This window comes from Streptococcus sp. SS4, assembly GCF_030440125.1.
In the GTDB taxonomy this organism is placed as follows: domain Bacteria; phylum Bacillota; class Bacilli; order Lactobacillales; family Streptococcaceae; genus Streptococcus.
On the sequence record NZ_JAQFJM010000003.1, the window covers coordinates 153,628 to 180,540 of the forward strand.

Consider the following 26,913-nt stretch of genomic DNA (forward strand, 5'->3'; position numbering starts at 1 on the left):
GGTGAAGTGCATGCGTTGTCCAAAATGTCAACATAATAAATCTAGTGTTATCGATAGCCGTCAGGCAGAGGATGGGAATACCATTCGTCGTCGTCGTGAGTGTGATTCTTGTCATGCTCGTTTTACAACTTTTGAGCGAGTGGAAGAAGTTCCACTTTTGGTTGTCAAAAAAGACGGTACTCGTGAACAATTCTCTCGCGATAAGATTTTCAATGGTATCTTGATGAGTGCTCAGAAGCGTCCGGTTTCTAGTGAGGATATCGAAAATGCCATCACCCGTATTGAGCAAAATATTCGCCGTAACCATGATGGAGAGGTTGATAGTGATGTCATTGGGAATTTAGTGATGAAAGAACTCGCTGACCTTGATGAAATTACTTATGTACGTTTTGCTAGTGTCTACCGTTCTTTCAAAGATGTTGATGAGATTGAAGAGTTGCTTCAAGAAATCACCAAGACTGTACGTGCGAAAAAAGAGTCTAAAAAATGAGACCTATTGAAGAATTTGTCTATGTTGGTAATCAGGTAATCGTTCCCGATCAGGCAAGTTTAATGCGTTGCTATTATCCCATTATTGGGAGTGAGGGATACGCTCTCTACCAGTATTTCGTGGCTTTTTATGACAATGGTAATCGCCGCCATAAGTTTGCGGCTATTCTGAATCACCTTAACTTTGGAATGCAGCCCCTTCAAGAAGCACTGGCGGTTCTGACAGCAGTAGATCTCTTGGCCTTTTACCAGTCACCTCAAGGGTTTTATGTGATAGAGCTTAAGTCTCCCTTAACAATTGAGCAGTTTCTAAAACATGCCGTTTATAGTTCACTTCTCGAGCAAAAGATTAGTGAACCAGCAGTAGACGCTTTGAAACCGGCAGGTCTCCAAGGATTGCAAGATTTATCTAAACGTTTTTCGGATGTCTTTACCGATGAGCGTTTGGCTCAAAAGTCTGTGTCTGAAATCAAGCCTAAAAATTCATTTGATTTAACTAGTTTTAGGAATCGTATGCAGGCTGATGGGCTTGTATTTACAGATGAAAAGACAGATGTGCCAGAAATATATAAATTGTCTGAGACTCATGGCATGAATTGGTATGATACCTATCTCTTAGCTAAAAAGACAGCCGTCAACCACCAGATTATTGTCAAGCGTATGCAGGTGCAATTAGAGCAGGCACAAGCTCAAACATTAGGTGGTGACTCTGCTTTGACGGAGACTGAAGAAAAAATTCTTAAAGCGGTTAGGTCCGAAAAGCCTATAGATTACTTACAAGGTGCCAAAGGTCCAAGCGGGACTGTTACTAATTCTGAGAAGCAGATTCTCACGGATTTGGCACAAAGAGGCTTTATGGATGAGGTCATTAACCTCATGGTTGCCTACAGTTTGGGACGGACACGTTCGACGAATGTGAATCGAGAGTATATCTCTAAACTTGCTAACGACTTTGACTTTAAGAACATCCTCACTGCCGAACAAGGGCTTTTAGCTTTGCGTAGTGGTTACGACAAGAAATCACAACAAGCAAAAGCTGATTCTAAGAAGAAAACAAATGTACCGAGCTGGAGTAATCCAGATTATGATAATCAAACCAGTCAGGCTGATCAGGCTAAGTTGGATGAAATTAGACGTCGGGCTTTGGCAAAACTAGAAAAAGGAAAGGAGTAGCCTATGGAAAGAGTTGGACAAACCCTAAACCGAACAGGGCATCATGGGTCTGGCAATGCAACAGATTTAACGAAGCAAATTTTGGCGGATCCAAGAGTGGCTAGCTTTATTCAAGAGCATAGCCTAAGCCAGGATGAAATTAAACGTAGTCTTCCTAAGTTTAATCAATTCCTGGTGGAATGCCGTAAGGTCAAAGAAGGTGATACCTCCTATATTGCCAAAGGGTATGAGCCGATTCTGACCATGAATGAAGGCTACGCTGATGTGACCTATAAGGAGACGCGTCAGCTCAAAGAGCAACAAGAACAACAGGCTATCGCTAAACGGATTAATTTGGTGAGTCTGCCTCAGTCTTATCGTAAGATTACCTTTGCGGATATTGCTCTAGATGATGTGGCACGTGTGGATACCTTTGAGAGTCTCGTGGATTTTGTGGCGAATTACCCTAGTCCAGACCAGAAAGGCCTCTACATCTACGGAGACATGGGGGTTGGAAAATCCTTCATGTTGGCTGCTATGGCTCATGAACTTTCCGAAACCAAGAAGGTTGCGACGACCATTATTCATTACCCATCTTTTACCATTGATGTTAAAAATGGAATTAAGGACGGTTCTGTCAAGGAACAAATAGACGCTGTCAAACAAGCAGAAGTTTTGGTTCTAGATGATATTGGTGCAGAGCAATTCTCTTCTTGGATTAGGGATGATGTTTTGCAAGTCATCCTCCAGCATCGTATGATTGAAGAGCTGCCTACTTTCTTTACGTCTAACTATAGTTTTGCGGATTTAGAAGCTAAGCTATCCAATGGACGTCAAGGAGACGAGACTTGGCAGGCCAAACGTGTGATGGAGCGTATTCGTTTTCTTGCTAAAGAGGTTCACTTGAAGGGTGTTAATCGCCGCTAAGTTGAATCTCATAATGATAAAGAATAAGAGAGTTTGCTTCCCTTGGTGGAAGTGAGACTGCTAAATGAAGAAAGGAATCCCTATTTTAATCAGGGACTTAAACATATGACATTACCTACAGTTGCTATCGTGGGTCGCCCAAATGTTGGGAAATCGACCCTATTTAACCGAATTGCGGGTGAACGTATCTCTATCGTCGAAGACGTTGAAGGGGTAACACGTGACCGTATTTATACCTCTGCTGAATGGCTTAATCGCCAGTTTAGCTTGATTGATACTGGTGGTATCGATGATGTTGATGCACCATTTATGGAACAAATTAAGCACCAAGCTGACATCGCCATGACTGAAGCTGACGTTATTGTCTTTGTCGTTTCAGGTAAGGAAGGCGTGACAGATGCGGACGAGTATGTTGCCCGTATTCTTTATAAGACCAACAAGCCAGTTATCTTGGCGGTAAATAAAGTGGATAACCCTGAGATGCGTGCAGATATCTATGATTTCTACTCTCTTGGTCTTGGTGATCCCTATCCAGTTTCATCTGTTCACGGTATCGGTACAGGGGATGTTCTCGACGCTATCGTTGAAAACCTCCCAACAGAAGTTGAAGAAGAAAATCCAGATATCATCCGTTTCAGTTTGATTGGACGTCCAAACGTCGGAAAATCAAGTTTGATTAACGCCATTTTGGGAGAGGACCGTGTAATTGCTAGCCCAATTGCTGGTACGACTCGCGATGCCATTGATACAAACTTTGTGGACAGTGAAGGTCAAGAGTATACCATGATTGACACCGCTGGTATGCGTAAATCTGGTAAGGTTTATGAAAATACAGAGAAATACTCTGTCATGCGTTCTATGCGTGCCATTGACCGTTCTGATATTGTTCTTATGGTTATCAATGCCGAGGAAGGTATCCGTGAGTATGACAAGCGTATTGCTGGTTTTGCCCATGAAGCTGGTAAAGGGATTATCATCGTAGTTAACAAATGGGATACGATTAAGAAGGACAACCATACTGTTGCCAACTGGGAAGCAGATATCCGTGATCAGTTCCAATTTTTGAGCTATGCACCAATTATCTTTGTATCGGCTGAAACTAAACAACGTCTTAACAAGTTGCCAGAGATGATTAAACGCATCAGTGAGAGTCAAAACCGTCGTATTTCATCGGCTGTCTTGAATGATGTTATTATGGATGCCATTGCCATCAACCCAACACCAACTGACAAAGGAAAACGCCTTAAGATTTTCTACGGCACACAAGTTTCGGTTAAACCACCAACATTTGTTATCTTTGTCAATGAAGAAGAGCTTATGCACTTCTCATACATGCGTTTCTTGGAAAATCAAATTCGTCAGGCCTTTGGTTTTGAAGGAACACCGATCCACTTGATTGCTCGTAAACGTAAATAAAAAAGAGACCAACCAGAATAGAATCTTTATGGGTTGGTCTTTTGTCATTGTAAGGAGAAAATGATGTTAGAAAATATTAAAGCTTATTTATCTAAACAAGGGGTTAAGTATATCAAACCTGAAAAAGCGGGTCCGCATCAAGAAGAGATGGAAGTGCTCAAGGCACTTGGCCAAGCAGCTCGTAAGGAGATGCAGACTTTAGCAAAACTTCTAGAGGAGCGTTTGGCACCCTTTAAGATGGATCGTGTCAGTAATTGGGCCAATCAGGCACAAATATGTCGCCCACACTTTTGGTGCTATTATAGGGCCCCTGAGGACAGTTTAGACGATGTTGCCATGGCGATTCGCCTTTATGGTCAGCCTAAAAAATGGGGGATTTCAGTAGAAGTTAGCTTTGTCGAACGGAAAAAATCAGATACCACTCTAGCTAAGCAACATAAGGTCCTAGACTTACCGATTGTCAACCCTCTGTACTATTTTGCCCAGGAAGATGGTGTCAGCCATCGTGTGGAAGGAACTGAAGCGAACCGTCAGATGCTTAAAGAATCAGTTAGAGATGGTCGTATCCGCAAGGTATTGGTTAAGTATGATGTGGTAGTGACTACTAGTAAAACTATGAAAGAGTTAGTAGAAGAGCTTGCTGATGGATTTGAAACATTAAGACCCTATTACGAGAAAGCTAATCAAAACTAAAAAATCTCCAGTTATTTTCTGGAGATTTTTCTTCTTATTTCGGTGCAATCACTTCAGCACCGCCCATATAAGGACGAAGAACTTCAGGGATAGTTACTGAACCATCTTCGTTTTGGTAGTTTTCAAGGATAGCGGCTACTGTACGTCCAACAGCAAGTCCTGAACCGTTGAGAGTGTGAAGAAGTTTTACTTTACCATCAGCTTCGTCACGATAGCGGATTTGTGCACGGCGGGCTTGGAAATCTTCTGTGTTTGAACATGAAGAAATTTCTCGGTAAGTGTTTTGTGCTGGAATCCAAACTTCCAAGTCGTAGGTTTTAGCAGCTGAGAATCCCATATCGCCAGTACATAAAGTGATGACACGGTATGGCAAGTTAAGTTTTTGAAGGATATTTTCAGCGTTAACTACCATTTTTTCCAATTCATCGTATGAGCTTTCTGGTTTTGAGAATTTGACCATTTCAACCTTGTGGAATTGGTGAAGACGAATCAAACCACGTGTGTCACGACCAGCTGAACCAGCTTCTGAACGGAATGAAGGGCTCATGGCTGTGAAGTAGATTGGCAATTCTTTACCATCAAGGATTTCACCGCGGTAGTAGTTTGTCAAAGGAACTTCAGCGGTTGGGATAAGGACATAGTCAGTACCGTCAAGCTCGAAAGTATCTTCCTTGAATTTTGGATATTGACCAGTACCGAACATTGAGTCGTGGTTAACCATGTAAGGTGTGATCATTTCAGTGTAGCCTTCTTTAGCGTGCTCATCCAACATAAAGTTGTAAATCGCACGTTCCAATTTTGCTCCAAGTCCTTTGTAGAAAAGGAAACGAGAACCTGTAACTTTTGCACCACGTTCCCAGTCTAGGATACCAAGGTCTTCCCCAAGATCCCAGTGAGCTTTAACTTCAAAATCAAAGTCACGAGGTGTTCCCCAACGACGAACTTCTACGTTTTCGTCCTCGTCAGCACCTACTGGAACAGAGTCGTTTGGTGTATTTGGAAGTGTCACAACGATGGCATTAAGCTTTTCATCGATAGCAGCAAGTTCGGCATCAATTTCCTTAATTTCTGCAGAAACTTTTTGCATGGCTGCAATTTGTTCTGAAGCATCTTCTTTGTTACGTTTAGCTTGAGCGATACCATCTGAAGCGATATTACGTTGAGCTTTGAGTTCTTCAGATTTGATAAGAAGCTCACGGCGTTTAACATCAAGCTCTTTAAGTTCATTTAAAGTTTCAGCAGCAACACCACGTGTAGCCAATTTTTCGGCAAGGGCATCGAAGTCGTTACGAATACGTTTTACATCTAACATAAGTTCCTCCAAAAAGTAAAACACTCCAGTGAAAGTGTTGGAGTGACATAGGCCACGGTTCCATCCAACTTCACAGGAGTGCACTTGTTTATGTTTTTAATTATTAGAAACGGTAGAATTTCGTAGGTCAACCCTACCTGCTCGCAGCAACCGCAGGCTTTCTGTAAGGGTCTAGCTAGTACTTATCCGTCTGTTATATTATACAAAAATTATGATTTTTTGGCAAATAAACCTTTGAGTCGAGCCCCAATAGTTTGAATGAGAGTTGGTAGCTTGACGACTTTTTCATTGCCAAGGTGTTCCCTAGCAATTTTTAGAATCTTCCCAGAATCTTTAGAAGCAAAGAGGAATTTGCTCTTGTCTGTCAACACTTCAAAGTGACGGCTAATTCTCTTTCCTGATACATTAGCACCAATTTGAGTGATGCTGGTCCATGGAATTTGAATGTATTGCTCAACATTGACATCTGGGTAGAATTCAAGAGCCACATCTCCAATTAGAAATTTACCGACCTTTCCTCCGATAGCCATGTAAGAAACACCCGTTGTATGCAGTTCAACTGTTTTGTTTAATGATTGTGCCATATCTATCTCGCTTTTCGATTGTAGTACTTTTATTATAGCATAAGAAAAGAGTTCAGCTTTGCTAAACTCTTACTCTTTTTACATGATTCCGAAGAAGCTTGCAATGATACCAACTACAAAGAGTCCGATGATGATTGTGATTGGTGAAACTTTCTTCTTAAGCAACCACATACATGCAAAAGTAAGGAGAAGTCCCATCAAACCTGGAATCAAAGAATCCAATTGTTTTTGTAGGGTATCAACTTGAATCTTGTCAAAGCTAAGTTTATCATTGACTTGACCAAGGATAGTCTTGAGTTGGTCACCAGTAACATTTCCTTTTGGCCACTCGATATAGGCACCCTTAGACATAACTTTACCTGGAAGATTTACGATGAAGTTGATTGAAACCCAACGTTCAACGAGGACAGCCAAGATGAACATACCAAGGATTGATGCCCCTTTAGTAATATCTTTCAAGATACCACCAGACATGTCTTTAGTAATTTCTGAACCTGCTTTGTAACCAAGTTCTTGAGTGTACCACAAGAAGGCCATACGGATAAGGTTCCAACCGATGAAGAAGATAAGTGGACCAGCAATGTTACCAGCTTGTGCCAATGATGCACCAAGGGCACCAAGGATTGGACGAACTGTGAACCAGAAGACAGGGTCACCGATACCGGCAAGTGGTCCCATCATACCGATTTTAACCCCTTGGATAGCGGCATCTTCGATTTCAGTACCATTGGCTTTTTCTTCCTCAAGAGCCAATGTAACCCCCATGATAGGAGCAGCTACGTAAGGGTGAGTGTTGAAGAATTCCAAGTGACGTTTAAGAGCTGCGGCTTGGTCTTCTTTGTTAGTATAAAGTTTTTTGATAGCAGGAATGAGTGAGTAAGCCCAACCCAAGTTTTGCATACGTTCATAGTTCCATGAACCTTGCAAGAATTGTGAGCGCCACCAAACCTTTTTACGATCTGCTTGAGATAATTGAATTTTTTCAGCCATGAGAGCACCCCTTCCTAGTAGTCTTCCAAGATATCGCCGATTGGGTCGCCTGAACCAGATGAAGTTCCGCCACCATTCCCGCCACCTTGTTTAGAAAGGTTGAGGTAAACGAAGGCGATAGCGACACCGATTGCACCAAGAGCGATAAGAGTCAATTGACTAATAGCTGCAAGCGCAAAACCAATGGCAAAGAATGGCCAAACTTCACGAGTTGCCATCATGTTGATAACCATGGCGTAACCAACGGCTACGACCATACCACCACCGACAACCATACCATGGTTGAGCCAGCCAGGCATCAAGTTAAGGGCATGTTGAACAGATTGAGCTGGGATAGCAAGAAGAAGGGCTGCTGGAACCGCAATACGCAAACCTTGAAGAAGGAGAGCGAGGTAGTGTGCACGTTCAACACCAGCGATGTTTCCGTTTTCTGCAGCCTTATCAGCAGTGTGAACAAGGGCAACAGAAGCTGTACGAACAAGCATAGTTAAGAAGAGACCGGCAACTGCAAGTGGTATAGCTGTTGCAGTCGCAACACCGATACCTTCTTGAGTGAAGTTGCCACCTTTAACCAAAATGATGGCAGCAGCAACAGAGGCAAGGGCAGCGTCAGGAGCGACAGCGGCACCGATATTAGCCCAAGCAAGGGCAATCATTTGAAGAGAACCACCAAGCATGATACCTGCAGTGAGGTTACCTGTAGCAGCACCGATGAGGGTACATGCAACAAGTGGTTGGTGGAATTGGAATTGGTCAAGGATACCTTCAAGACCAGCAAGGAAGGCAACAACTACGACCAAAATTGCAGAAATAATTGACATATCTGACATGGTAATAATTCCTTTTCTATTGAGTTGTGATTAGCTGAGAGTATCAACTAATTTATCCGAATGAAGGTTATTGAACGTTAGCTTTTTTGATAAGGTCGAACAAATCTTTCTTAGAATCGTTTGGTACCTTACGGACGTCGAATTCAACGCCAAGGTCACGCAATTTTTCGAAGCAAGCAACATCGTCTTTGTCCATAGACAAAACGTTGTTAACCATTGTTTTACCAGTTGAGTGAGCCATAGAACCAACGTTAAGTTCTTTGATTGGCACGCCACCTTCGATAGCACGAAGTGCGTCTTGAACAGTTTCGAACAAGATAAGCGCGTGTGTGTTACCAAAGCGAGGGTCCTTAGAAGCATCAATCAATTTTTGAATTGGAACAACGTTTGCTTTAACCCCATTTGGTGCTGCTTGTTTGATCAATTCTTTACGAAGCTCATCTTTAGCAACGTCATCTGAAGCAACAATGATACGGTCTGCTTTAGAAGCAGGTGTCCAGTTAGTTGCTACCTGACCATGCAAGAGACGTGTGTCCAAACGTGCCAAGTTAATCTTGAGTTTACCATCTCCGATAACTGTCCCTTCTGGGATAGCTCCTTGAGGTGCAGCAGCTTCTACAGGAGCTGCTGTTGTTTCTTCAGCTGGATTAAGCTCCTCTGGAAGTGCCTTGATACCACCCTTAGCTTCCTTGATGATATTAGCAGCAACTTGCTCTGCAGTAGCGTTAGCATCCATCATACGTTCAGTGTATGCTTGGATTAGCATTGGCAAGTTAAGTCCTGTGATGATGGCAATCTTGCGATCTGGATTTTCTCCAGCAATTCGGCTAGCTTGGTTAAATGGTGAACCAGACCAAAGGTCAGCCAAAACAAGAATTTCATCATCAGCATCGAATTGTGCAATGGCGTCGTTGAAGTGAGCGTACAAATCATCAGGACCTTCACTTGGCATGAAAGTTACGACTTGAACTTTCTCTTGGTCTCCAAAAATCATAGAGCCTGATTGGTGGATCCCTTCAGCGAACTTACCATGGCTGGCAATAATAATACCGATACCCATTCGTGTTCTCCTCCTTATAAATTATTTTTTCCTAGGCTTAAAAAGACTATCTCCGATTTTTTTCAAGACGCTAAAAAAAGCGTCTCTCAATCTTTTTAAACATAAGAAATCAAGAACAATTATATTGTAAAACGCTTTCACGCAGATGTCAATAGCTAGTGAGAAAAAATTTCAAAAGAAGTCAATTTCTTTCAAAAATGAGCAAAACATTATAAAAAGATTGCCCAACCATTAGATTGGACAATCTTTTTATAATACTCGGAGATTATTTCTTCTTGACAATGAGTCGGAAAAGATTCTTAAAGCCTTGTTTGAGAACAACGATGAAGCTAGGTGCTTTTCTTAAACTTTCTCGAGGAATTCTTTTTTGAATTTCTTTCAAAGTTATTCGGCTTTTTCGACTGGCAAAACGGAAACGTCCATTTTGCTTAGTACGGATTTCAAAACGTGGGATGAACTTACCACCGAAGTAGACATCGGCAATCACATAAGTGATTTCATCCCAAGGAATTTGAACGTAGTCTTGTAACTTCGTATCATTGTAAAATTCGAAGGCCTTATCACCGACCATGATATTTCCGTAAATAGGCCCTTCACGGAACCAAGTTCCCTTAGATGTGTGAGCCATTTCGGTATTGAGCGATTTAACCATACCTTGCTCCGATTAGAGTAGACCAATAATGTGGAGTACAATAGCTAGAACAAAGATACCCAAGATGATAACAATTGGAGAAACTTTTCTCTTAAGAAGGTACATGCAGAGGAAAGTCAAACCAAGGGCAGCAAGACCAGGAATCAATTGGTTCAAGTTATCTTGCAAGGTTGTCACTTTGTTAACGTCAAGAGAGCGACCGGCAGCTTGTTGATGGAAGGCTTCTTTAACACCGGCAATACCTTTTGGAAGTTTATCCCAATCGATATAAGCACCTTCTTGTTGTTTAACAGTAGAGACAACTGGTGTGAAGGTGATACTTACCCAACGTTGAATAAGAGAACCGATAACGAACATCCCCATCATTGATGCGCCACGAGTTACTTGTTGAAGAAGGTTACCAGACACGTCGTCTGTAATCGCAGCACCAGCTCTATAACCGAATTCTTGAGTATACCATTTAACAGCGGCAACCATAACATTCCAGAGAACGAAGAAGACGATTGGGCCTAGGACGTTACCTGAAACTGCCAAACCTGCTCCTAGTGAAAGGAAGATTGGACGAAGGGTAAACCAGAAGAGAGGGTCACCGGCACCTGCAAGAGGTCCCATCATACCGACCTTAACCCCTGAGATAGCAGCATCATCGATCTCAGCACCGTTGGCACGTTCTTCTTCCAAGGCAAGTGTAACCCCAAAGATTGGGTTAGCCATGAAAGGTTGTGTATTAAAGAATTCCAAGTGACGTTTAAGAGCAGCAGCACGGTCTTCTTTAGTTTGATAAAGTTTTTTGATTGCAGGAATAAGGGTGTAAGCCACACCACCATTTTGCATACGTTCATAGTTGAATGAAGCTAAAAGGAAGTATGAGCGCAAGAAAGCTTTGAAACGATCTGCTTTTGTTAATTTAATTTTTGAATCAGCCATTTTCTTTCCTCCTAATTAAAAGTCTTCCAGAATTTCACCGAGGGGATCACCTGATCCTCCGTCGTTTGAAGAACCCAATGAACCACTAGCTTCAAGTGCAAGGTACATAACGGCAAGGCAGAGACCGATGATACCCAAGCTAATCAAGGTCAATTCTTTGAGGGCAGCCAAAGCAAAACCAAGGAAGAAGAATGGCCAAACTTCGCGACTAGACATCATGTTGATAACCATGGCATAACCAACAGCTACAACCATACCACCACCGATTGTCATACCTGATGTTAACCATTCAGGCATAGCTTCAAGACCAGATTGTACGATGTGTGCAGGAATCAAGAGCAAGAGGAGGGCAGGGATAGCAACACGGAGACCTTGGAGGGCCATACCGATGAAGTGCCATCTTTCAACACCAGCGATATCAGCAGCTTCTGCACGGCTATCCATAATATGAGAGATGAAAACAGTTGCTGTACGGACAAACATTGTCAAGGCAAGACCGGCAACAGCTAAAGGCACCGCAAGGGCGATGGCAGGACCAATTCCTTTAGCTCCTTGGCCACCCAAGATAAGGATGATTGTAGAAGCTACAGCGGCAAGTGAAGCATCTGGTGCCATGGCAGCACCAACGTTTGCCCATCCCGAAGTAATCAACTGTAAGCTACCACCCAACATTACGCCGAGTTCGAGATGACCAGTAACAAGACCGATTAGGGAACAAGCCACAACTGGCTGGTATGTTTCGATTTGGTCGTTAACTGAGCTACAACCGATGATGAAAGCAACAATTACGACTAAAATAATTTGTACTAAACTCATTTATGCATCCTCCAAAATTATTTCTTCTCTGCTAATTTAGTTTCAGCTGACTTAATCAAGGCATCAACGTTTGCTGGGCTATCACTTGGTACCCCACGAACGTCAAATTTGACACCCAATGATTGCAACTCTTTGATAGCATCCACATCTGTTTGGTCAAATGAAAGAGCTTTAGTAACGTTGACTTTTCCTTCTTTATAAGCTGAAGAACCAAGGTTGATTTCTTTAACATCAACACCTGCTTTAACAGCAGCAAGAGCATCTTCAACAGATTCAAAGAGAAGCATAGCACGTGTATCACCAAAACGTGGGTCATTGTTTGCTTTAACCATGTTTTTAATTGGGATAACGTGAACTTGAATACCAGATGGAGCGGCTTGTTTAATCATGCTTGTACGAAGTTTATCATGACAAACAGTGTCTGAAACAACGATGATACGGTCTGGGTGAGTTGAGTGAGTCCAACCAGTCGCAACCTGACCGTGGAGGAGACGTGTGTCAACACGAGCCAAAACGTATTTGATTTTTCCATCACCAAGAACGGTTCCTTCAGGAATGGTACCTTTAGGAATAGAAGGTTTAGCGTCGGCTGGTTTAGTGTCTTCTTCAGGAATAAGGCCTTCTGGAAGGACTTTAACGCCTTCTTTTGTTTCCTTATAAATGTTAGCGACAATCTCTTCAACCCCAGCGTCAGGAGCTACCATACGTTCCGTATATGCTTGGATAAGCATTGGCAAGTTGAGTCCTGTCACGATAACCATCTTGCGATCAGGATTTTCTTCCTTGATACGGCTTGCCTGGTTAAATGGTGATCCAGACCAAAGGTCTGCAAGGACAAGAATTTCGTCGTCAGCGTCAAATTGAGCAATGGCATCTTTGAAGTGAGCGTACAAGTCGTCAGGACCTTCATTTGGCATGAAAGTAACCACTTGAACTTTCTCTTGTTCACCAAAAATCATAGAACCTGATTGGTGAATACCTTCAGCGAATTTACCATGGCTAGCAATAATAATACCGATACCCATTAGTGTTCTTCCTCCTTTTATATATTGTTTCTTAGGAATAGAAAAATGATTATTGGTATTAGCATCGATCAGTATGAAATGACAACAATATTTTTTTAGTCCCTCGAAAATTAGAACACTCTAATTATAGGACGTTACCATGAATTTGTCAATGGTTTTCGTAACAAAAGTGTCATATAATTGAAAAAAACATCAAATTATTGCAAATATACTTTTTTTTCAGACAATAAGTGTTAAATATAGTTTTAAGCTATATCTAACTAGAGGAAATAGGATTAAGAAAAAATGAGATGAAAGCTTGTAATAGCTGGTGTTGACTGCTATAATTTCTTCAATTAACTATTTAAGGTTAAATCTATAAGAAAAGAGGGCCTCCTTATGTCAGATTTACTAAGTATCTATAATGAATTGCAATCTAAGAAATGGGTTGACTTGACCCACAAAATTAATGCGGAAAGTCCACATTTCCCAGCCCTTCCTGCTTTGAAACAAGAAGATCTTTTCACATTAAAAGATGGTTTCCATGTTCAAAAATTTACAGTGGTTGGTCAATACGGAACGCATATTGATGCACCGATTCACTTTGTAGAAGGTGGTCGTTGGTTGGATGAGATTGCCCTCAAAGATCTTCTTTTACCACTCTATGTTATCGACAAGTCTAAAGAAGTTGCTGCGAATCCAAACTTTATCTTGAGCAAACAAGATATCTTAGACTTTGAAGCAGAGCATGGAAAAATTACTGAAGGGGCCTTTGTCGCTTTTCGTAGTGATTGGTCGAAGCGTTGGCCAGATCAAGATGCTATGCGCAACCTTGATGAAAATGGGGTTCAGCAAAGTCCAGGTTGGAGCCGCGAAGCTCTAGAATTCTTGATTCATGAACGCCATGTTAAGGCTGTCGGTCATGAGACTTTTGATACAGATGCTGGTATTCCAGCAGCAGAACATGGCTTGGTTAACGAATACTACCTCTTGGAACAAAACATTTATCAGGTGGAAGTCTTGAATCAATTGGATCAAGTTCCAGCCGTTGGTGCTTTGATTTCGATTGCATTTCCTCACTGGGACAAGGCGACAGGCTCCCCAGTGCGTGCAGTGGTTATTTTACCTTAATCATAAGAAAAAACACCGAAGAAATTTTCGGTGTCTTTTGTTATTTATAAAAAGAGTTCCTGGAGTTTGCGAGCAACGCCATCCTCTTCATTAGTCCACTCAATTTGTTCGTTAGCGTGGGGGAGAAGGACAGAGCTAGCATTCTTCATGGCATAACCAGTTTTAGCAAGTTCCAACATCTCTGTGTCGTTGTGTTCGTCTCCAAAAGCAATCAGATCATCCGTTGATTTGCGCATGGCCTTAAGTAAGTAGTTTAGGGCGTAGGCCTTGTTTATGCCTTTAGGCGAAAATTCCAAGATATTAAGCGGGCCACCCCAAGAATCAACTTCAATTTCTTCCTTGAAGTCCTTCTTGATGTCATCGGCAAGTTGGTACTTATCCTCATGACGAGTTTGCATAAGGAGAGCGTTAGGGTTGCGCGTGATTTTAGTTGGTTCTAAACGCATAGCCTCAATAATTTTATCAACACCAAAGAGTTGTGGTTGAATACGCTCTGGGTGATTCATAGTGATATAGAAGTGTTTTCGATATTCACTAGCCAGAAAATCCATCTCTAATTCATCATGGCGTTGTAAGAGGCTAATCAGATATTTCTTATCTAATTTAACCGAATGCTCATAAGCCCAGTCTTGGTCTGGAAGATTGGTCAAAGAGCCGTTAAAGGTGATGAGTGGTGTTTCTAACCCTAGTGTTTTGTAATGGTCAATAGCCATACGATAAGGACGACCTGTAGCAATAACGACTTGGTGTCCTTTGTTTTGTACGTCTTTAATCGTTTTTTGTGTAAATTCTGAAATAGTTCCATCTGGGCGCAAGAGCGTTCCATCAAGATCTAGTGCAATCAATTTTTTTGTCATGTTCCTATTATAGCAAAAATCTGTCCTTTGTTGGTGATTAAGAAAGAGCTTTCTAAGAACGTTCGGTTTTTCATAAGAAAAGTCTCAGGAAATAAACCTTGCACCGTCAAATAATTTCAGGTAGAATAGTAATGTTGCATTCTACGTGAGAATGTTCCGAAATTATTCGGATTTTGACAATATTTTTTATTAAGGAGTCTAAACTTTCATGGAAAAGTTTTTCAAATTGAAAGAACATGGTACTGACGTCCGTACAGAAGTGACTGCCGGATTGACAACTTTCTTTGCCATGTCTTACATCCTCTTTGTTAACCCAGCGATGTTGGCTCAGACAGGAATGCCTGCACAAGGTGTTTTCTTAGCAACAATTATTGGTGCGGTTGCAGGGACGTTGATGATGGCATTTTATGCTAACCTACCATACGCCCAAGCGCCTGGTATGGGGCTTAATGCCTTCTTCACCTACACAGTGGTTTTTTCTTTGGGTTACACTTGGCAAGAGGCCTTAGCAATGGTCTTTCTATGTGGTGTTATTTCATTGATCATCACAGTAACTAAAGTACGTAAGATGATTATTGAGTCTATTCCAACAGCTCTCAAATCTGCTATTTCAGCAGGTATCGGTGTTTTCCTTGCCTATGTTGGGATTAAAAATGCTGGTTTCTTGAAATTCTCAATTAATCCACATACCTACACTGTAGCAGGCAAAGGTGCTGACATGGCTAAGGCTTCAATTACAGCTTCATCGTCAGCTACACCAGGTTTGGTTGCTTTCAATAACCCAACTGTAATTGTAGGTTTGATTGGTCTTGCGATTGCGATTTTCTTTATTGTTAAAGGTATTCGTGGTGGTGTTCTTCTTTCAATCCTCGTAACGACTATCATTGCTATCTTTGCTGGTGTCGTTGATCTTGGAAGCATTGACTGGCACGCAGCTAGCTTGACATCATCTATTAAGGATCTTGGTCAGGTCTTTGGTGCAGCGCTTGGATCTAAGGGATTGGGATCACTCTTTGCAGATGTTTCTCGTTTGCCTGGTGTCTTTATGGCTATTCTTGCCTTTTCATTGACTGATATCTTCGATACTATCGGTACCTTGATTGGTACTGGTGAGAAGGTTGGTATCATTGCTTCAACAGGTGATAACAACGAATCAAAAGCTCTTGACCGTGCTCTTTACTCTGACCTTGTTGGTACAAGTATTGGTGCCATTGCAGGGACTTCAAACGTTACAACTTACGTTGAATCTGCAGCAGGTATTGGTGCTGGTGGACGTACTGGTTTGACAGCTCTTGTGGTTGCTGTACTCTTTGCCATTTCTAGTTTCTTTAGTCCAGTGGTGTCAATCGTTCCAAATGCGGCAACAGCGCCTATTCTTATTATTGTAGGTGTTATGATGCTCTCTAACCTTAAGAGTGTCGATTGGGAAGACTTGTCTGAAGCTATTCCTGCCTTCTTCACTTCTATTTTCATGGGATTCTCATATAGTATTACTTATGGTATCGCAGCTGGTTTCCTTACTTATACTTTGGTCAAAATCGTCAAAGGTCAAGCTAAGGATGTCCACTTTATTATGTGGATTTTGGATATCTTGTTTATCCTTAACTTCATCAGTATGGCTGTGTTCTAAAGCTTGAAAGAAAAAGTCTGTACATTTGTCAGGCTTTTTCTTTTGCAATTTTTATGTGGGAGAAAGGAGAGAGAGTTTCTTTTGATGAATTTTCAATGTCATGGAAATTCCACAAAAAATCTAATCTATGAGCATATGATGTGTCTAAGATAAATGCAAAATTAAAACATAGATCTTAATTTCTTACTTAAATGATTCAATATTTATAAGTTTCTACTGTATTTTTACAGTGGATTCTAGTCCATATTTCTATTTTTTGATATAATGAAAACATGATTTACAGTCAAAATGAAGAAGAATTGATTAGTATCGGTCAAAAGCTAGGGCGACTGCTCAATTCTGGAGATATAATTGTTCTCTCAGGTGATCTGGGAGCTGGCAAAACGACCTTAACCAAAGGAATTGCCAAAGGTTTGGATATTTCTCAAATGATAAAGAGTCCAACCTATACTATTGTAAGGGAGTATGAGGGGCGACTGCCACTCTATCATTTAGATGTCTACCGCATTGGTGATGATCCTGATTCTATTGATTTGGATGATTTTCTGTATGGTGAAGGCGTGACAATCATCGAGTGGGGTGAGCTCCTAGATGAGAGTCTGTTAGGGGACTATCTCCTAATTTCGATATCTCATCATGGAGACGGGCGTCAGTTGCTTTTTGAATCTTTCGGTCCTAGAAGTAAGGAGATTCAGGAGGAAATGGTAAATGGCTGAGCAAGAATTAGTCATTGAGGAAGCTCAAAGAGAGGATGCTGCCTCTCTAGCTCGCTTGCTAGAGACTGTAGCCTTGGAATCGGATTTTCTAGCACAAGATGCTAGAAGTTCTATACTAAGTGCCGAACAGTTAGCATCTTATATTGAAGGCCATCAGCATATGCTTAATGAGATTTGTTTGGTGGCAAAATTGGGTCGTGAGGTCATTGGTGTTTGTAATGTAACCTCTGATCAAGATACTAAGACTAGTCATATTGGTGACGTATTTATTGCGGTTGCTAAACCCTACTGGGGAAATGGTGTTGGCCAGTTTCTGATGGAAACAATGATTGACTGGGCAGATCATACACCTATTATCCGCCGCTTAGAGTTGACGGTTCAAGCACGTAATAAACGGGCGGTTCACCTCTATCAAAAATTTGGATTTGACATTGAAGGCACTAAGAAACGTGGTGCAGGAACTAAAAATGGAGAATTTCTAGATGTTTACCTTATGGCTAAACTCATAGATTAGGAAAAAACATGAAACTTGGACGAAAAATTTTATTGATGTTGTTGGCGATTTTTGCAACGACAGTAGTAGCTGCTGGTATTTACCTAACGACAACTTATAATTACGCCACAGGCGAATTGTCAAAAACGTTTAGGGCTTCTAAAGCAACTTCTGGGAATAGTAAGGCCATTCAACAGACTAAGCCTATAACTATTCTGTTGATGGGGGTAGATACAGGATCCAAAGAACGTAAGGAAACCTGGGAAGGGAACTCTGATACCATGATCTTGGTAACAGTGAACCCTAAGACTAAGAAAACAACCATGACCAGTTTGGAACGTGACCTTTTGACAGATATTGAGGGGTCGGGGGAAGCAAAACTAAATTCAGCCTATGCTGAGGGTGGTGCTGACTTGGCTATTTCAACTATTCAAAAGGTTTTAGATATTGATATTGACTATTATGCCCTGATTAATATGCAGGGTATGATTGATCTGGTAGATGCCGTGGGTGGAATTGAGGTAACGAATCATTTTGATTTCCCTATTTCAATTGCAGAAAATGAACCAGAATTTCAGGCAAAAGTTGAGCCTGGAACCCATAGAATCAACGGTGAGCAAGCCTTAGTGTATTCACGTATGCGTTACGATGACCCTGATGGTGACTATGGTCGTCAAAAACGTCAACGTGAGGTTATTCAAAAAGTTGTAGCTAAGCTCTTGAAGATGGACTCGATTGGTTCTTACAAGAAAATCTTGTCAGCTGTAAGTTCAAATGTTCAAACTAGCATTGATCTTGGTGATACCAATACTCTGCGTAGCTTGATGGGCTATAGTGATGCACTTAAAAATATTAAGTCATACCAATTGGCTGGTTCGGATGCCATGATTAACGGAGGAAGCTATCAAGTGGCCTCTACTGAGGATATTCTTAAGGTGCAAAACCGTATTAAGAAGGAAGTTGGTAAGAAAAAAGTCTCTGAATCCAATCTTAAGACTAGTTTGGTTCTCTATGGATCTGGTAGCTCTAACTATGGTTCAGATGATTTCGTTAATTCTAAAGGAGGTGCGGCTTCAAGTGAAGCATCTTCAAATTATGAGGCTGGGCCATCTGAGGCAGCAGGTGGTGGATCGGTAAGTACCTATAATGGAGGTACTAACTATAGTAATAATTATAGTGAAAACACAGGTAATTATGTTCAGGAACAAGGTACGACAACCCCTACATACAATAATAATGGATCGGGTGTGACTACCTATAGCACTGTTCCAGCGGCACAATAAATGAGGTTGGGTGATTCCCAACCTTTTTGCTTTGAAATGACAGCGATATGGTTATTCCTTGCAATGGCTTTTGAGCTATGCTATAATATAGGAAAATAACGAAAGAGAGGCGGAGTAGAAACTTCGTCTCTTGTGTGTGTAAGGAGGTCATAATGTCGCAAAAAATTATTGATCTCGTGACGGCAGTCGTAGCTCCAGCTATTCCTGAGCCATACGAACTGGTCGATATCGAGTACGAAAAGCTTGGCGGTGACTATGTCTTGTCAGTTTTGATTGATAAGCCAGGTGGTATTACTGTAGAAGATACTGCAGACTTGACTGAAATTATCAGTCCCCTCTTGGATACTATTCAGCCTGATCCTTTCCCGGATCAATACATGCTGGAAGTTTCTAGTCCAGGGTTAGAGCGTCCCTTAAAAACCAAAGAAGCTTTGACAAATGCTGTTGGTCAGTATATCAATGTTAGTCTTTACAAGGCTATTGATAAGATCAAGATTTTCCAAGGTGACTTGGTGGCCTTTGATGGGGAAACCCTAACAATCGATTACCTTGATAAGACTCGCCATAAAACTGTTGAGATTCCCTATCAAACAGTTGCTAAAGCTCGTTTGGCAGTCAAACTCTAAAACTCTTAGTGTAAATAAAGAAAGGATGCCAGTTTTGGCCAATAGAGGCTAAAACAACAAAGAATATGAGCAAAGAAATGCTAGAAGCCTTCCGTGTCTTGGAAGAAGAAAAACACATTAACAAGGAAGACATCATCGATGCTGTGGTTGAATCACTTAAGTCAGCCTACAAGCGTCGTTATGGTCAGTCAGAATCAGCTGTAGTTGAATTCAATGAAAAAACAGGTGATTTTCAAGTTTATACCGTTCGTGAAGTTGTAGACGAAGTCTTTGATAGTCGTTTGGAAATTAGCTTGAAAGATGCACTTGCTATCAGCTCTGCTTACGAGCTCGGTGACAAGATTCGTTTTGAAGAGTCAGTAGATGAATTTGGTCGTGTTGCAGCGCAATCTGCCAAACAAACCATTATGGAAAAAATGCGCAAGCAGATGCGTGAAATCACTTATAATGACTATAAGCAACATGAAGGTGAAATCATGCAAGGAACAGTTGAACGCTTCGACCAACGTTTCATTTATGTCAATCTTGGAACGCTCGAAGCTCAATTGTCACGCCAAGATCAAATTCCTGGTGAAAGCTTTAAGTCACATGATGTCATTGATGTTTATGTTTATAAAGTTGAAAACAACCCTAAAGGTGTTAACGTCTTTGTCAGCCGTAGCCATCCAGAATTCATCAAACGTATCATGGAACAAGAAATTCCAGAAGTATTTGATGGAACTGTAGAAATCATGAGCGTGTCTCGTGAAGCAGGTGATCGTACCAAGGTTGCTGTTCGCAGTCATAATCCTAACGTTGATGCTATTGGTACTATCGTTGGTCGTGGTGGAAGCAATATTAAGAAAGTTGTCAGCCGTTTCCACCCAACACGTTTGGATGCTAAGACAGGAATTGAAGTTCCTGTTGAGGAAAATATTGATGTTATTCAATGGGTTGAAGATCCAGCTGAATTCATCTACAATGCTATTGCACCGGCTGAAGTGGATTATGTTCTCTTCGACGAAGATGATAGCAAACGTGCAACAGTAGTTGTGCCAGATAACAAATTATCTCTTGCAATTGGTCGTCGTGGGCAAAACGTTCGTTTGGCAGCTCATTTGACTGGTTACCGTATTGACATCAAGTCAGCTTCTGAATACGAAGCACTCGAAGCTGAAAAAGCTGAGGCTGCTACTGAGGAAGTTGTAGATGAGATTGTTGCAGAAGAAGCTACACCTGTTGATGTTACAACAGAAGAAGTAACTGAAACAACAGAAGCAGAATAAGAAGAACATAGAGGTGTTTGATGCCTAAAACACGAAAAATACCTTTACGCAAATCAGTTGTCTCAGGAGAAATCATTGATAAACGTGATTTGCTCCGCATTGTAAAAACTAAAGATGGTGAGATTTTCATTGATCCAACAGGAAAGAAAAATGGCCGAGGTGCTTACATTAAATTAGATAATGAAGAAGCTCTCCAAGCCAAAAAGAAACGTGCTTTTAACCATAGTTTCTCCATGGATGTTCCTGAAAGTTTTTATGATGAACTCATTGCTTATGTGGATCACAAGGTCAAAAGAAGAGAGTTAGGTCTTGAATAACACAGAAAAATTGTCAAATATGTTGGGACTAGCACAAAGAGCTGGAAAGCTTATTTCTGGCGAGGAACTTGTCATTAAGGCAGTTCAATCAGGGCAGGCGAGACTAGTTTTTCTTGCCAATGATGCTGGTAGTAACGTGACTAAAAAGACGACTGATAAATGTAACTACTATAATATAGAAGTCTCCACAGTGTTTAACGCACTGGAATTAAGCATGGCTATTGGTAAACCAAGAAAAACGGTTGCTGTAGTTGATGCTGGATTTTCAAAGAAAATGAGGACTCTTATGGACTAAAGAATAGGAGGACATCACGTGTCAAAGAAACGATTATATGAAATCGCAAAAGAGGTTGGTGTAGAGAGCAAAGTTGTTGTTGCAAAAGCTCAAGAACTTGGTCTTTCTGTGAAGAGCCACTCCTCATCAGTTGAAGAAGCTGATGCTAATCGTATCACTTCAAGTTTAAAAGGGGGAGCTGTTAAGGCTGAAAGTAAGCCAGCTTCCAAAGTGGCACCTGCTCCTAAAGAGGAAAAGGTAGCGCCTAAGGTTGTTGAGGCTCCTGCTTCGAAATCAACTCCTGCTAAGGAGTCTCCAAAGGCTGAGGCAAAGGAAACACCTGCGACTCCAAAGAAACCACAAAGCCGTAACTTTAAGGCAGAACGTGAAGCGCGTGCCAAGGCAGAAGCAGAACGTCGTCAAAATGGCGGAGGCCGTGACAACCGTAATCGTAACCGAAAACAACAAGGAAACGATCAAGGTAAACGTCAGAATAATGATCGTCGCAACCAAAATGGAAATGGTCAAGGAAACCGTAACAATGGAAACCGCGATAACAAGAGTAATCGTGACCGTAATTTCCAAGGTAAACAGCGCAATGATCAAGGTCGCAATAAACGTAACGATGCTGCCCGTAACAATCAGGCAGGACCACGTATTGACTTTAAAGCGCGTGCAGCAGCCTTGAAAGCAGAGCAAAATGCAGAGTATTCACGTCAAAGTGAAACACGCTTCCGTGAAGAAAAAGCTGCAGAGCAACGCCGAGCGAAAGAGCAGGAAAAGGCAAGAAAAGAAAAACAACAGGCTGAAGTCGCTGCTCAAAAAGCAGTTGCTGAAGCTAAGCCAGCTCCAAAACCAGCACCGGCTGCACAAGAACAAGATACACGTCGTAAAAAGGCACGTCCAGATAAATCACGTGATAATCGTCGCGAGAATGAAGATGGACCTAAGCAAACAAGAAATAATAAGTGGAATAATCAAAACCAAGTGAGAAATCAACGAAATAGTAACTGGAACAAAAACAAAAATAAAAAAGGTAAAAATAACCGTGGTAATTCAGCTCCAAAACCAGTAACAGAGCGTAAATTCCATGAATTACCAAAAGAATTTGAATACACTGAAGGCATGACGGTTGCAGAAATCGCAAAACGTATTAAACGCGAACCAGCTGAAATCGTTAAGAAACTCTTCATGATGGGCGTTATGGCAACTCAAAACCAATCTCTTGACGGGGATACCATTGAGTTGTTGATGGTTGACTATGGTATTGAGGCAACCAAGAAAGAAGAAGTCGATAATGCTGATATCGAACGTTTCTTTGTTGACGAAGATTACCTTAACAAAGATGCTATGGTAGAACGTGCACCAGTTGTTACTATCATGGGACACGTTGACCATGGTAAAACAACCCTTCTTGATACCCTTCGTAACTCACGTGTTGCGACTGGAGAAGCTGGTGGTATCACACAGCATATTGGTGCCTACCAAATTGAAGAGGGTGGTAAGAAAATTACCTTCCTTGATACTCCTGGACACGCGGCCTTTACATCTATGCGTGCCCGTGGTGCTTCTGTTACAGATATTACTATCTTGATTGTAGCTGCGGATGATGGTGTTATGCCACAAACGATTGAAGCCATCAACCACTCTAAGGCTGCTGGTGTTCCAATAATTGTTGCGATTAACAAGATTGATAAACCAGGTGCTAACCCAGAACGTGTTATCGGTGAATTGGCTGAGCATGGAGTCATTTCAACAGCATGGGGTGGCGATAGTGAATTCGTTGAAATCTCAGCTAAATTTGGACAAAACATTGAAGAATTGCTTGAAACCGTTCTTCTTGTGGCTGAAGTGGAAGAGCTTAAAGCGGATCCAAGTGTTCGTGCCATCGGTACCGTTATTGAAGCTCGTTTGGATAAAGGTAAAGGTGCGGTTGCAACCCTCCTTGTTCAACAAGGTACCTTGCATGTTCAAGACCCAATCGTTGTTGGTAATACCTTCGGACGTGTCCGTGCTATGACCAATGACCTTGGTCGTCGTATTAAGACTGCAGCACCATCAACGCCAGTTTCAATTACTGGTTTGAACGAAGCGCCTATGGCGGGTGACCATTTTGCCGTTTATGAAGATGAAAAAGCAGCTCGCGCAGCCGGTGAAGAACGTGCCAAACGTGCCCTTATGAAACAACGTCAACAAACACATCGTGTTAGCCTTGATAACCTCTTTGACACCCTTAAAGCCGGTGAATTGAAGACTGTTAATGTTATCATCAAGGCCGATGTACAAGGTTCTGTTGAAGCCTTGGCAGCGTCACTTCTTAAGATTGATGTTGAGGGTGTTCGCGTTAATGTTGTTCACTCAGCGGTAGGTGCTATCAACGAATCTGATATTACTCTTGCGGAAGCTTCAGATGCCGTTGTTATCGGATTTAACGTTCGTCCTACACCACAAGCACGTCAACAAGCGGAAACTGATGAAGTTGAAATTCGTCTTCACAGCATCATCTACAAGGTTATCGAAGAAATCGAAGATGCCATGAAAGGGATGCTTGATCCTGAGTTTGAAGAAAAAGTCATGGGTGAAGCTATTATCCGTGAAACCTTCAAAGTTTCTAAAGTCGGAACAATCGGTGGGTTCATGGTTACTAGTGGTAAAATCACTCGTGATTCAAGTGCCCGTGTGATTCGTGATGGTGTCGTTATTTTTGATGGTAAATTGGCAAGCTTGAAACACTTTAAAGATGACGTTAAAGAAGTCGGAAACGCTCAAGAGGGTGGTTTGATGATTGAAAACTACAATGATATTAAAGTTGATGACGTTATCGAAGCTTACATTATGGAAGAAATTAAACGTTAATTTTGTTAGCTTTAAAAAGCTTACTTAGGAGATAAAGCTAGGTCATCTGGCCTGGCTTTTGTTCCATCATAATAAGAGAGAAAGGATAAGACTATGGGAAACTCATTTCGTGTAGACCGTGTTGGTATGGAAATCAAACGTGAGGTCAATGAAATTCTTCAAAAGAAGGTTCGTGATCCACGCGTGCAAGATGTCACTATCACAGATGTACAAATGCTAGGTGATTTGTCAGCTGCTAAGATTTTTTACACTATTCATTCAACCTTGGCCTCAGATAACCAAAAAGCACAAACTGGTCTTGAAAAGGCTACTGGGACAATCAAGCGTGAACTTGGTAAAAAATTAACTATGTATAAGATTCCAGATTTGACCTTCATTAAGGATGAATCTATCGAATACGGTAATAAAATTGATGAGATGCTTCGTAATTTGGAGCGTAAAGACTAAGAAAAAATTCCTGTCAGTTATGGCAGGAATTTTGCGTTATAATAGAATAAAAAGGAGGACTTCAATGAAAGTAACAGTCTATTTGGGAGCTAATATGGGTGACAATCCTAGCTTTAAGAAAGCAACGATTGCCTTGGGCCAGTGGATTGCTAAAAATGGGCATACTCTAGTCTATGGTGGTAGTAAGATGGGGCTGATGGGAGTTCTTGGTGATACTGTTTTGAAAAATGGGGGAGAGGCTCATGGAATTATGCCGCAATTCCTCAAAGATAGGGAGATAGCTTATGAGGGATTGACTTCAATGACCATAGTAGAAACCATGGCAGAACGAAAGACTGCCATGCTAGAGCAAGGAGACCTCTTTATCGCCCTTCCAGGAGGTCTAGGAACACTGGAAGAAATTTCTGAAGCTATTGCAGGTGCTCGCGTCGGTAAGCTGGACAAACCCTGTGTTTTCTTCAATCTCAATGGCTATTATGATGCTATGAAAACAATGTTGGATACCATGGTTACTCATGACTTTTTAGAGGCTGAAACAGCAGCAAAATTCCTCTTTACAGATGATTTTTCAGAAATTGAAGCTTTCGTCCAGTCATACACGCCTCCTCAATTGAGACGTTATCGCTAATTTTTATGATAGATTAACTCTCTAAGTTTAAACGAGGAGAGTTTTTTTGATGAAGAGACGATAGTAATTAGTATTTCTTATAAATTTCAGAAAATTAACTAAAAATTCCTTAACAAAAATGAATAATTTGTATATAATAGTGTTTGTAAATTTAATCGTTTACCAAATTTTCCTCATCATCTGTGAGTAATATCCGTACTATTTAATACCCCTCTTGGTCTGGAAAACTTTGCTAATCGTTAGACTAATTTAACGTTTAGCAGCAAATGTGGGATTTAGGATAGACGAAAGGGATGATAGTAATGTCTATTATGGTTAAAAGTGTCAATTTTGATGATTATCAAAAGACACAGACAAACTATAAGGATACTAATTTTTTACAGTCAGCTGAGATGGCTAAACTTCAGTTAAGCCGTAATCATATAGGTGAAGTAGAGGCTCTGGTTTTTGAAAGGGATGGCCTGATAGTGGGGCAAACCATTATCGTTTACAGGAGGAGTTTTCGTATCTTTAGGAAAGCACTCTTATTGCATGGCCCCTTGCTAGATTACAATTCTATAACTGATTTGCCAGACCTTCTTGAGGCCTTGATACTCTATTTAAAAAAGAAAAATATTGCATCACTTTCTATTCATCCCTATCTTACCAATCTTATTAGGAATGAAGAACTTGAAATCCTTGAAGAAGATAAGGCTGATGAAGTCTCCAAGGTATTTGAAAAATTAGGTTTTGAGCAGTATTTAGATCCAGAACAGGCTCTAGTTGTTAATCAGATGTTTGTCAAACCCATTGATACCTTTACTACTTCTGACGAGATGCTCGCAGCTTTCTTACCATCCTTGAAGCGAGATTTAAAAAAATTTACCGCTTTGAATGTCAAAGTTGAAGAGTTAAGTGAGGATAATATTGATCAGTTTTATGACATCCTAGTTCGGACAGCAGAGAGAAAAGGATTTTCAGTTCATCCATTAACCTATTTCCAAGATTTGAAGAGGAACTTTGGAAAATCTGCAAAGTTTATGTTAGCTTATTTGGATTGTCCAGCTTATTTGGCTTATCTTGATGAGAACATTAAATCTTTTGAAACTAGGATTCAGGCTTTAAAAGATGGTCCTCAGAAAAAACGAACCAAGGGTCAGATTGCGGATGCCCAAGATCAGCTTAGAAGCTACTATAAACGTTTAGAGCAATTTAAGACCTATCAAATCACTGGTGACAAATTACCTCTATCGGCTTATCTTTTTATGGATTATGGATCAGAAGTCGTCAGCTTTTACGGCGGGAATGATGAAGCCTACCTTAATTTTGGTGGGGCAGTTCTTCTTCATTGGGAAATGCTACAATATGCTAAGCGTAAGGGTAAAGAGCGGTTTAATTTTTATGGGACAATTGAAACTGAAGCAGCTAGTACTGGAAAAGGGAACTTCCATTTCAAACGTCAATTTGGAGGGCAGTTAGAAACACTTGTTGCCTCTTTTGATAAGACCCTAAATCCTTTCTATGATATTTTTAAGAAAACACTAGGTAAAGACTAGCTC

28 protein-coding genes are annotated in these 26,913 nt (G+C 41.1%); 18 read left to right on the forward strand and 10 right to left on the reverse strand.

Annotated elements, in window-relative coordinates:
• The first annotated feature begins 10 nt into the window (after positions 1 to 10).
• The 5 genes from nrdR (at position 11) to PCY16_RS04035 (ending at position 4,677) form a co-directional block, all read left to right on the forward strand.
• Positions 11 to 490, forward strand: coding sequence for a transcriptional regulator NrdR (gene nrdR, locus PCY16_RS04015; protein ID WP_002883820.1), 480 nt, complete (start codon positions 11 to 13; stop codon positions 488 to 490).
• On the forward strand, positions 487 to 1,662 hold the full coding sequence (locus PCY16_RS04020; RefSeq protein WP_195413381.1) for a DnaD domain protein: 1,176 nt from the start codon (positions 487 to 489) through the stop codon (positions 1,660 to 1,662). Before nrdR ends, PCY16_RS04020 begins: the two co-directional genes overlap by 4 nt.
• Positions 1,663 to 1,665: 3 nt before the next feature.
• Positions 1,666 to 2,568, forward strand: coding sequence for a primosomal protein DnaI (dnaI, locus tag PCY16_RS04025; protein ID WP_073685887.1), 903 nt, complete (start codon positions 1,666 to 1,668; stop codon positions 2,566 to 2,568).
• A gap of 105 nt (positions 2,569 to 2,673) precedes the next feature.
• A complete protein-coding gene (gene der, locus PCY16_RS04030; protein WP_002886596.1) occupies positions 2,674 to 3,984 on the forward strand; it encodes a ribosome biogenesis GTPase Der in 1,311 nt (436 codons plus the stop codon).
• A gap of 63 nt (positions 3,985 to 4,047) precedes the next feature.
• The gene (locus tag PCY16_RS04035; protein WP_195413382.1) at positions 4,048 to 4,677 is read left to right on the forward strand and encodes a ribonuclease P; all 630 of its coding nucleotides are present in this window, start codon (positions 4,048 to 4,050) and stop codon (positions 4,675 to 4,677) included.
• A gap of 34 nt (positions 4,678 to 4,711) precedes the next feature.
• Here PCY16_RS04035 and serS read toward each other — a convergent pair whose 3' ends face one another.
• From serS to PCY16_RS04080, 9 genes are all read right to left on the reverse strand, one after another.
• On the reverse strand, positions 4,712 to 5,989 hold the full coding sequence (gene serS / locus PCY16_RS04040; protein ID WP_037597435.1) for a serine--tRNA ligase: 1,278 nt from the start codon (positions 5,987 to 5,989) through the stop codon (positions 4,712 to 4,714).
• Between the two features lie 209 nt (positions 5,990 to 6,198).
• Positions 6,199 to 6,573, reverse strand: a complete 375-nt coding sequence (locus PCY16_RS04045) for a DUF956 family protein (RefSeq protein ID WP_002883765.1) — start codon at positions 6,571 to 6,573, stop codon at positions 6,199 to 6,201.
• Between the two features lie 78 nt (positions 6,574 to 6,651).
• Entirely contained in the window at positions 6,652 to 7,563 is a 912-nt protein-coding gene (locus PCY16_RS04050) for a PTS system mannose/fructose/sorbose family transporter subunit IID (RefSeq protein WP_002886601.1), read from the reverse strand.
• A gap of 14 nt (positions 7,564 to 7,577) precedes the next feature.
• The gene (locus tag PCY16_RS04055) at positions 7,578 to 8,393 is read right to left on the reverse strand and encodes a PTS mannose/fructose/sorbose transporter subunit IIC (RefSeq protein ID WP_014633901.1); all 816 of its coding nucleotides are present in this window, start codon (positions 8,391 to 8,393) and stop codon (positions 7,578 to 7,580) included.
• A 67-nt stretch (positions 8,394 to 8,460) separates the two neighbouring features.
• A complete protein-coding gene (locus PCY16_RS04060; protein ID WP_002883770.1) occupies positions 8,461 to 9,453 on the reverse strand; it encodes a PTS sugar transporter subunit IIB in 993 nt (330 codons plus the stop codon).
• A 265-nt stretch (positions 9,454 to 9,718) separates the two neighbouring features.
• Positions 9,719 to 10,105: a DUF956 family protein gene (locus PCY16_RS04065; RefSeq protein WP_021145046.1), complete on the reverse strand. Its 387-nt coding sequence runs from the start codon at positions 10,103 to 10,105 to the stop codon at positions 9,719 to 9,721.
• A 12-nt stretch (positions 10,106 to 10,117) separates the two neighbouring features.
• Entirely contained in the window at positions 10,118 to 11,032 is a 915-nt protein-coding gene (locus tag PCY16_RS04070; RefSeq protein WP_070575920.1) for a PTS system mannose/fructose/sorbose family transporter subunit IID, read from the reverse strand.
• Between the two features lie 15 nt (positions 11,033 to 11,047).
• On the reverse strand, positions 11,048 to 11,848 hold the full coding sequence (locus PCY16_RS04075) for a PTS mannose/fructose/sorbose transporter subunit IIC (RefSeq protein WP_038675307.1): 801 nt from the start codon (positions 11,846 to 11,848) through the stop codon (positions 11,048 to 11,050).
• Positions 11,849 to 11,865: 17 nt separating this feature from the next.
• A complete protein-coding gene (locus tag PCY16_RS04080) occupies positions 11,866 to 12,873 on the reverse strand; it encodes a PTS sugar transporter subunit IIB (protein ID WP_195413383.1) in 1,008 nt (335 codons plus the stop codon).
• Positions 12,874 to 13,251: 378 nt separating this feature from the next.
• Here PCY16_RS04080 and PCY16_RS04085 point away from each other — a divergent pair, with 378 nt between their 5' ends.
• Positions 13,252 to 13,983 (forward strand): cyclase family protein, encoded by a 732-nt coding sequence (locus PCY16_RS04085; RefSeq protein ID WP_155214078.1) that lies wholly within the window; start codon positions 13,252 to 13,254, stop codon positions 13,981 to 13,983.
• 44 nt (positions 13,984 to 14,027) lie between these two features.
• Here PCY16_RS04085 and PCY16_RS04090 read toward each other — a convergent pair whose 3' ends face one another.
• Positions 14,028 to 14,840: a Cof-type HAD-IIB family hydrolase gene (locus PCY16_RS04090; protein ID WP_014633589.1), complete on the reverse strand. Its 813-nt coding sequence runs from the start codon at positions 14,838 to 14,840 to the stop codon at positions 14,028 to 14,030.
• A gap of 208 nt (positions 14,841 to 15,048) precedes the next feature.
• Here PCY16_RS04090 and PCY16_RS04095 point away from each other — a divergent pair, with 208 nt between their 5' ends.
• The 12 genes from PCY16_RS04095 (at position 15,049) to PCY16_RS04150 (ending at position 26,910) form a co-directional block, all read left to right on the forward strand.
• Positions 15,049 to 16,470 (forward strand): NCS2 family permease, encoded by a 1,422-nt coding sequence (locus PCY16_RS04095; protein ID WP_002883789.1) that lies wholly within the window; start codon positions 15,049 to 15,051, stop codon positions 16,468 to 16,470.
• A 272-nt stretch (positions 16,471 to 16,742) separates the two neighbouring features.
• Positions 16,743 to 17,186 (forward strand): tRNA (adenosine(37)-N6)-threonylcarbamoyltransferase complex ATPase subunit type 1 TsaE, encoded by a 444-nt coding sequence (tsaE, locus tag PCY16_RS04100; RefSeq protein ID WP_073688670.1) that lies wholly within the window; start codon positions 16,743 to 16,745, stop codon positions 17,184 to 17,186.
• Positions 17,179 to 17,700 carry a GNAT family N-acetyltransferase gene (locus PCY16_RS04105; protein WP_195413384.1) on the forward strand — a complete coding sequence of 174 codons (522 nt, stop codon included), beginning with the start codon at positions 17,179 to 17,181 and terminating at the stop codon, positions 17,698 to 17,700. The genes tsaE and PCY16_RS04105 overlap by 8 nt, the downstream gene beginning before the upstream one ends.
• 8 nt (positions 17,701 to 17,708) lie before the next feature.
• Positions 17,709 to 18,962 carry an LCP family protein gene (locus PCY16_RS04110; RefSeq protein WP_195413385.1) on the forward strand — a complete coding sequence of 418 codons (1,254 nt, stop codon included), beginning with the start codon at positions 17,709 to 17,711 and terminating at the stop codon, positions 18,960 to 18,962.
• Positions 18,963 to 19,114: 152 nt separating this feature from the next.
• Positions 19,115 to 19,588 carry a ribosome maturation factor RimP gene (gene rimP / locus PCY16_RS04115; RefSeq protein ID WP_002883745.1) on the forward strand — a complete coding sequence of 158 codons (474 nt, stop codon included), beginning with the start codon at positions 19,115 to 19,117 and terminating at the stop codon, positions 19,586 to 19,588.
• A 65-nt stretch (positions 19,589 to 19,653) separates the two neighbouring features.
• Positions 19,654 to 20,853: a transcription termination factor NusA gene (gene nusA / locus PCY16_RS04120; protein ID WP_195413386.1), complete on the forward strand. Its 1,200-nt coding sequence runs from the start codon at positions 19,654 to 19,656 to the stop codon at positions 20,851 to 20,853.
• Positions 20,854 to 20,873: 20 nt separating this feature from the next.
• Positions 20,874 to 21,170: a YlxR family protein gene (locus PCY16_RS04125; protein ID WP_195413387.1), complete on the forward strand. Its 297-nt coding sequence runs from the start codon at positions 20,874 to 20,876 to the stop codon at positions 21,168 to 21,170.
• Positions 21,163 to 21,465, forward strand: coding sequence for a YlxQ-related RNA-binding protein (locus tag PCY16_RS04130; RefSeq protein ID WP_002883776.1), 303 nt, complete (start codon positions 21,163 to 21,165; stop codon positions 21,463 to 21,465). The genes PCY16_RS04125 and PCY16_RS04130 overlap by 8 nt, the downstream gene beginning before the upstream one ends.
• A gap of 18 nt (positions 21,466 to 21,483) precedes the next feature.
• Positions 21,484 to 24,300 (forward strand): translation initiation factor IF-2, encoded by a 2,817-nt coding sequence (gene infB / locus PCY16_RS04135; protein WP_195413388.1) that lies wholly within the window; start codon positions 21,484 to 21,486, stop codon positions 24,298 to 24,300.
• A gap of 93 nt (positions 24,301 to 24,393) precedes the next feature.
• The gene (gene rbfA, locus PCY16_RS04140; protein WP_002883798.1) at positions 24,394 to 24,747 is read left to right on the forward strand and encodes a 30S ribosome-binding factor RbfA; all 354 of its coding nucleotides are present in this window, start codon (positions 24,394 to 24,396) and stop codon (positions 24,745 to 24,747) included.
• A gap of 64 nt (positions 24,748 to 24,811) precedes the next feature.
• Entirely contained in the window at positions 24,812 to 25,375 is a 564-nt protein-coding gene (locus PCY16_RS04145; protein ID WP_195413389.1) for a TIGR00730 family Rossman fold protein, read from the forward strand.
• A 302-nt stretch (positions 25,376 to 25,677) separates the two neighbouring features.
• Positions 25,678 to 26,910, forward strand: a complete 1,233-nt coding sequence (locus PCY16_RS04150; RefSeq protein WP_195413390.1) for a peptidoglycan bridge formation glycyltransferase FemA/FemB family protein — start codon at positions 25,678 to 25,680, stop codon at positions 26,908 to 26,910.
• Positions 26,911 to 26,913 lie beyond the last annotated feature (3 nt).

Bases quoted from the DNA above. Each gene is read 5' to 3' on its own strand.
- nrdR (WP_002883820.1), top strand. From the start codon at position 11: ATGCGTTGTCCAAAATGTCAACATAATAAATCTAGTGTTATCGATAGC.
- PCY16_RS04020 (WP_195413381.1), top strand. From the start codon at position 487: ATGAGACCTATTGAAGAATTTGTCTATGTTGGTAATCAGGTAATCGTT.
- dnaI (WP_073685887.1), top strand. From the start codon at position 1,666: ATGGAAAGAGTTGGACAAACCCTAAACCGAACAGGGCATCATGGGTCT.
- der (WP_002886596.1), top strand. From the start codon at position 2,674: ATGACATTACCTACAGTTGCTATCGTGGGTCGCCCAAATGTTGGGAAA.
- PCY16_RS04035 (WP_195413382.1), top strand. From the start codon at position 4,048: ATGTTAGAAAATATTAAAGCTTATTTATCTAAACAAGGGGTTAAGTAT.
- serS (WP_037597435.1), bottom strand. From the start codon at position 5,989: ATGTTAGATGTAAAACGTATTCGTAACGACTTCGATGCCCTTGCCGAA.
- PCY16_RS04045 (WP_002883765.1), bottom strand. From the start codon at position 6,573: ATGGCACAATCATTAAACAAAACAGTTGAACTGCATACAACGGGTGTT.
- PCY16_RS04050 (WP_002886601.1), bottom strand. From the start codon at position 7,563: ATGGCTGAAAAAATTCAATTATCTCAAGCAGATCGTAAAAAGGTTTGG.
- PCY16_RS04055 (WP_014633901.1), bottom strand. From the start codon at position 8,393: ATGTCAGATATGTCAATTATTTCTGCAATTTTGGTCGTAGTTGTTGCC.
- PCY16_RS04060 (WP_002883770.1), bottom strand. From the start codon at position 9,453: ATGGGTATCGGTATTATTATTGCCAGCCATGGTAAGTTCGCTGAAGGG.
- PCY16_RS04065 (WP_021145046.1), bottom strand. From the start codon at position 10,105: ATGGTTAAATCGCTCAATACCGAAATGGCTCACACATCTAAGGGAACT.
- PCY16_RS04070 (WP_070575920.1), bottom strand. From the start codon at position 11,032: ATGGCTGATTCAAAAATTAAATTAACAAAAGCAGATCGTTTCAAAGCT.
- PCY16_RS04075 (WP_038675307.1), bottom strand. From the start codon at position 11,848: ATGAGTTTAGTACAAATTATTTTAGTCGTAATTGTTGCTTTCATCATC.
- PCY16_RS04080 (WP_195413383.1), bottom strand. From the start codon at position 12,873: ATGGGTATCGGTATTATTATTGCTAGCCATGGTAAATTCGCTGAAGGT.
- PCY16_RS04085 (WP_155214078.1), top strand. From the start codon at position 13,252: ATGTCAGATTTACTAAGTATCTATAATGAATTGCAATCTAAGAAATGG.
- PCY16_RS04090 (WP_014633589.1), bottom strand. From the start codon at position 14,840: ATGACAAAAAAATTGATTGCACTAGATCTTGATGGAACGCTCTTGCGC.
- PCY16_RS04095 (WP_002883789.1), top strand. From the start codon at position 15,049: ATGGAAAAGTTTTTCAAATTGAAAGAACATGGTACTGACGTCCGTACA.
- tsaE (WP_073688670.1), top strand. From the start codon at position 16,743: ATGATTTACAGTCAAAATGAAGAAGAATTGATTAGTATCGGTCAAAAG.
- PCY16_RS04105 (WP_195413384.1), top strand. From the start codon at position 17,179: ATGGCTGAGCAAGAATTAGTCATTGAGGAAGCTCAAAGAGAGGATGCT.
- PCY16_RS04110 (WP_195413385.1), top strand. From the start codon at position 17,709: ATGAAACTTGGACGAAAAATTTTATTGATGTTGTTGGCGATTTTTGCA.
- rimP (WP_002883745.1), top strand. From the start codon at position 19,115: ATGTCGCAAAAAATTATTGATCTCGTGACGGCAGTCGTAGCTCCAGCT.
- nusA (WP_195413386.1), top strand. From the start codon at position 19,654: ATGAGCAAAGAAATGCTAGAAGCCTTCCGTGTCTTGGAAGAAGAAAAA.
- PCY16_RS04125 (WP_195413387.1), top strand. From the start codon at position 20,874: ATGCCTAAAACACGAAAAATACCTTTACGCAAATCAGTTGTCTCAGGA.
- rbfA (WP_002883798.1), top strand. From the start codon at position 24,394: ATGGGAAACTCATTTCGTGTAGACCGTGTTGGTATGGAAATCAAACGT.
- PCY16_RS04145 (WP_195413389.1), top strand. From the start codon at position 24,812: ATGAAAGTAACAGTCTATTTGGGAGCTAATATGGGTGACAATCCTAGC.
- PCY16_RS04150 (WP_195413390.1), top strand. From the start codon at position 25,678: ATGTCTATTATGGTTAAAAGTGTCAATTTTGATGATTATCAAAAGACA.